Below are 3,763 nucleotides of genomic sequence, written 5' to 3'. Positions count from 1 at the left end.
GCCGCCCGGGCGTCCGTCGCCTGTGGCCCGGTCGCCTGTGGCCCGGTCGACTGTGGCCCGGTCGACTGGCGTCCGGCCGCCTGTGGACCCGTCGACCGCGGTCCTCCCGCTGGCGCGGCCGCGCCGAAGTCCCCCGTGAACAAGGAGTCGTCGCCGTCAAGGAGGTGCTTGGTCACCATCGCGCGGGGGCTCATGCCCCTCAGGTCGCTCAGTTGTTTGAGCGGCTCGCGGAACTCCTCGAAGTCGGCCCCGTAGTCGTCACGGAGCTGTTGTTGGGCGGTGCCCGCGAAGTCCTTGACCTTGCGGATCGCCGAGGCCAGCCAGCGGGCGGCCTCGGGTAGGCGCTCGGGCCCCAGGACCACGAGCGCGATCACGCCGAGCACCAGGAGCTCGGACCACCCCACGTTAGTGAACATCGCCTCCGAGGATACGTCGTCCCGGCACCGACCGGCACCACGACCTCGGACGACCGGCCACCGGCGCCGGCGACCTGCCGGCCCCGAGCGGGTCAGGCGAGTACGGGTCGGACGGTCACCTCGATCCGTGCACCGTCGCGGATGACCTCGACCGGCACGTCGACGTCCGCGCCCGCCCGTCGGACGGCCACGATGAGCTCGTCGGAGGACCGGACACCGCGTTCCCCGACACTCGTCACCACGTCGCCCTCCCGGAGCCCGGCCTCCTGTGCGGGCGACCCCTCCCGCACGTTGACCAGCTCCGCACCCTCCACGTTGCCGTTCTCCGCCTTGCGCGCGTTCACGCCGATGGTCGCGTGACGTACGGAGCCCTCGCTCATCAGCGAGGTGGCGATGTCGCGCACATCGTTGACGGGGATGGCGAACCCGAGCCCGATCGACCCACCGGATTGGGTGAAGATGGAGGTGTTGATCCCGATCACCGCCCCGCTGGCGTCGATGAGCGGACCACCCGAGTTGCCGGGATTGATGGCCGCGTCGGTCTGGATGGCGTCGATCACCACGTCCCCGTCGGAGGTGGACTCCCCCAGGGCGATCGGCCGCTGGGTGGCCGACACGATGCCCTCGGTGACCGTCCGGGCCAGGCCGAGGGGCGACCCGATGGCGACGACCTGTTCGCCCACCTGCACCCGATCGGAATCACCGAGGGTCGCGACGGTGAGGTTCTGGACGTCGTCGACCTTCAGCACCGCCAGGTCGGTCGCCGGGTCGCGGCCGACCAACTCGGCCGATGCCCTGGACCCGTCCGGGAAGACGACGTCGATGTCCGCCCTGTCGGCGGCGCCGTCCATGGTGACGACGTGGTTGTTGGTGACGATGTAACCCTGCGGGTCTATGACGATGCCGGAGCCCTCACCCCGGGCCGAGGCCGTGGAGACCTGGATGTGGACCACCGCCGGTTGGACCCGTTGCGCCACCTCACCGACCGGGTTGTCGGGCCGGATGACGTTCGCCGGCGCGTCGGCGATGCGGACCGTCGACGTGGTGAGGACGCGGGCGGAATCGGCCACGACCGCGCCGATCCCCCCTCCCACGAGGGCGATGACGGCGACGGCGGCGGTCGCCCCTGCCAGCGCCTGCCTGCTCAGTCGCCGCTCGAACAGAGCCTCGGAGAGTGAGAGCCTCGGCTGCGGGGGCACGTCCGCACCCGACAGATCCTCCGGTCCGGGCTCGTCCGCCGCCTGCAGGGCGGGGGTTCCGAACCCCACCGGGGCGTGGGGATCCCGCCACGGGTCGGGCGGGGCGGGCTGTGGCACCTCGACCCGGTCCTGCCAACCCGGATGCCGCTCGATACCACCGACGGTGTCACCCGACGGCCCGAACGCGGCGGCCAGTGCCGGGTCGGCGTCGTGCCCGCCCGCCGCGCCGGAGTGCCGGTGCGGGCCGGAATGGCGGTCCTGAGCGGAGTGATCGACCGGAGCCTGTGGACGCCGGGGGTCGAATCCTCCTGTCACCCCGGGCGGTCGGGAGAAGCGCTCGGCGGAGGCCTCGTCCACGACGGGCCTGTGGATCGGCGCAGGCTCGCGAAGCGGCCGGTCGGGGTCGACGTCCCGTTCCGCCGGTCCGGGCACACCAGTCTCGTCCTCCACGCGCCCCAGCCTAACGGCCGGACGAACGCAGGCGGCGCAGGAGCCTCGACCACCTGCTCCCGGGCGGGGGCACCGGGGCGCCTGTGGGTTCCCGGGTCGGCTCCTCCCCGAGGAGGCGGAGGCGCTCCCGCAGATCACCGGGCATGTGGATCGGCCCGGATCCCCGGAGAGCGCGACGTGCGTCCTGTTGTTCGGCCACCTCGCGTCGACACTGCGGGCACAGAGCGAGGTGGGCGTCCGCGCGGACCTGTCCCGCGGGCGGGAGGCAGCCGTCCACGTACGCTGCCGCCGCCTCGGTGGAGAGGTGGTCGGTGGAGAGGAAGTGCGGTTCTGATCGAGGGGGTGGCGTACTCCCGGCGACCTCACGGACCGAGTCCCGCGACAACCGGTACTCGGGAGTGGACCCGCGTCCTGACTGGTGTCGGTCCACCCTCGCGCCTCCTCGTCCGTCTGCCCTCGGGGCCGGGCTCTGACCGCCCGGGATGATCAACGCACGGGATACTCCGGTGGTTCCCGGGAGCTCCCGGGGGGATCAGTCGACGCTCTGGTGGACCCCGGTCACACCGGCCGCCTCGAGCTCGGCACGCAACGCGGAACGACCCCGGTGGATGCGGCTGCGGACCGTCCCCATCTTGACCCCGAGGATCCGGCCGACCTCCTCGTAGCTGAGGTCCTCGATGTCGCACAGCACCACCGCCGCGCGGAACTCCGGGGAGAGATTGGCCAGGGCGGTCTGCAGGACCGGGTCGAAGGTCTCCTCCGACAGGACCTGCTCCGGACTGCGCTCACGACCCGGGACCCGCTCGGCGTCCTCCGGGAGCGCCTCGAAGCGGATGCGAGACCGACGCCGCGCCATGTCGAGGAAGAGGTTGGTGACGATCCGGTGCATCCATCCCTCGAAGGTGCCCGGCTTGTACTTGTCCAGGGACCTGAACACCCGGATGAACGCCTCCTGGGTGATGTCCTCCGCGTCGTGGGCGTTGCCGCAGAGCCGGAATGCGAGCCGGTAGACCCTGTCCCCGTGCTGGGCGACGAGCTGGGACCAGGAGGGCATGTCGGCGGCGTCACCACTCGCGTCGAAGCGGGCGGTACCGACCGCCTCGTCGTGGTCACCGCCGGGAGCGATCGCCGTCTCGTGCACCGTCTGCGAGTACATGCGCTGCCGCCGCCTTCCGGCGCGGGCTCCTCGCAAGTCGTCCGCGCGGTGTTCCGTCGCCCCCTCGTGGAACGACGTGTGCCCACCCTCTCTCATCGGGCTGTCCTCACGGTATACCCGTACTGAGATCCCCCTGAGAGTCTCATACCGATCCGATCACCGCGCGTTGGACACGTCGTCCGCGTGCGCGGCGATACGCTGCTCGGGTGTCCGATTCGACTGACGTCCCCGCCTCCGACCGTTCCCGGCTCGCCGACCTCGCGCGCCGCAGCTCCGATCTGGTCGACGACTCGCTCTACGCCCCCGCCCGTGCGGACGCGGCCGAACTGGGTGCCGCCTCTCCGGACGCGCTGACCGCCGAGGTGATCCGGCTGGTCGCCCGACTGACCGGAGCCCGCACCGCGGTGTGCATCTCGCCCGCTCCCGGCGTGCCCGCCCTGGCGATCCTGGCGGCGGCCGAGCAGGGCTCCGGGACCGTGGTCACCTGCATCACCGACGATCCCCATCACCTGGAGGCGGCCCGGACCGCCCTCCGCGCGGCC

Annotated in this window: 4 protein-coding genes and 1 pseudogene; 1 reads left to right on the top strand and 4 read right to left on the bottom strand. The window is 72.0% G+C overall.

Annotated features, from left to right (window positions below):
- The 4 genes from tatB to sigE form a co-directional block, all read right to left on the bottom strand.
- A partial coding sequence (gene tatB / locus G6022_RS13460) for a Sec-independent protein translocase protein TatB (protein ID WP_182691757.1) occupies positions 1 to 416 on the bottom strand: 416 nt, incomplete at its 3' end.
- 92 nt (positions 417 to 508) lie between these two features.
- Positions 509 to 2,065, bottom strand: a complete 1,557-nt coding sequence (locus G6022_RS13455) for a trypsin-like peptidase domain-containing protein (protein WP_347238185.1) — start codon at positions 2,063 to 2,065, stop codon at positions 509 to 511.
- Between the two features lie 10 nt (positions 2,066 to 2,075).
- Positions 2,076 to 2,342 carry a hypothetical protein gene (locus tag G6022_RS13450; protein ID WP_344393342.1) on the bottom strand — a complete coding sequence of 89 codons (267 nt, stop codon included), beginning with the start codon at positions 2,340 to 2,342 and terminating at the stop codon, positions 2,076 to 2,078.
- Between the two features lie 255 nt (positions 2,343 to 2,597).
- Positions 2,598 to 3,221, bottom strand: a complete 624-nt coding sequence (sigE, locus tag G6022_RS13445; protein ID WP_179525588.1) for an RNA polymerase sigma factor SigE — start codon at positions 3,219 to 3,221, stop codon at positions 2,598 to 2,600.
- Between the two features lie 206 nt (positions 3,222 to 3,427).
- Between sigE and G6022_RS13440 the strand changes: the two are divergent.
- Positions 3,428 to 3,763, top strand: a pseudogene (locus G6022_RS13440) (hypothetical protein); the annotation flags it as partial.

Origin of the sequence: Dietzia sp. Cai40 (assembly GCF_014145165.1) — a bacterium.
Taxonomy (GTDB): domain Bacteria; phylum Actinomycetota; class Actinomycetes; order Mycobacteriales; family Mycobacteriaceae; genus Dietzia; species Dietzia natronolimnaea.
The sequence above is the reverse complement of the archived record's forward strand: the minus strand, read 5'-3'. Positions and strand labels throughout refer to the sequence as shown.

Excerpts from the sequence above, each read along its gene's own strand:
- sigE (WP_179525588.1), bottom strand. The coding sequence starts at position 3,221 with ATGTACTCGCAGACGGTGCACGAGACGGCGATCGCTCCCGGCGGTGAC.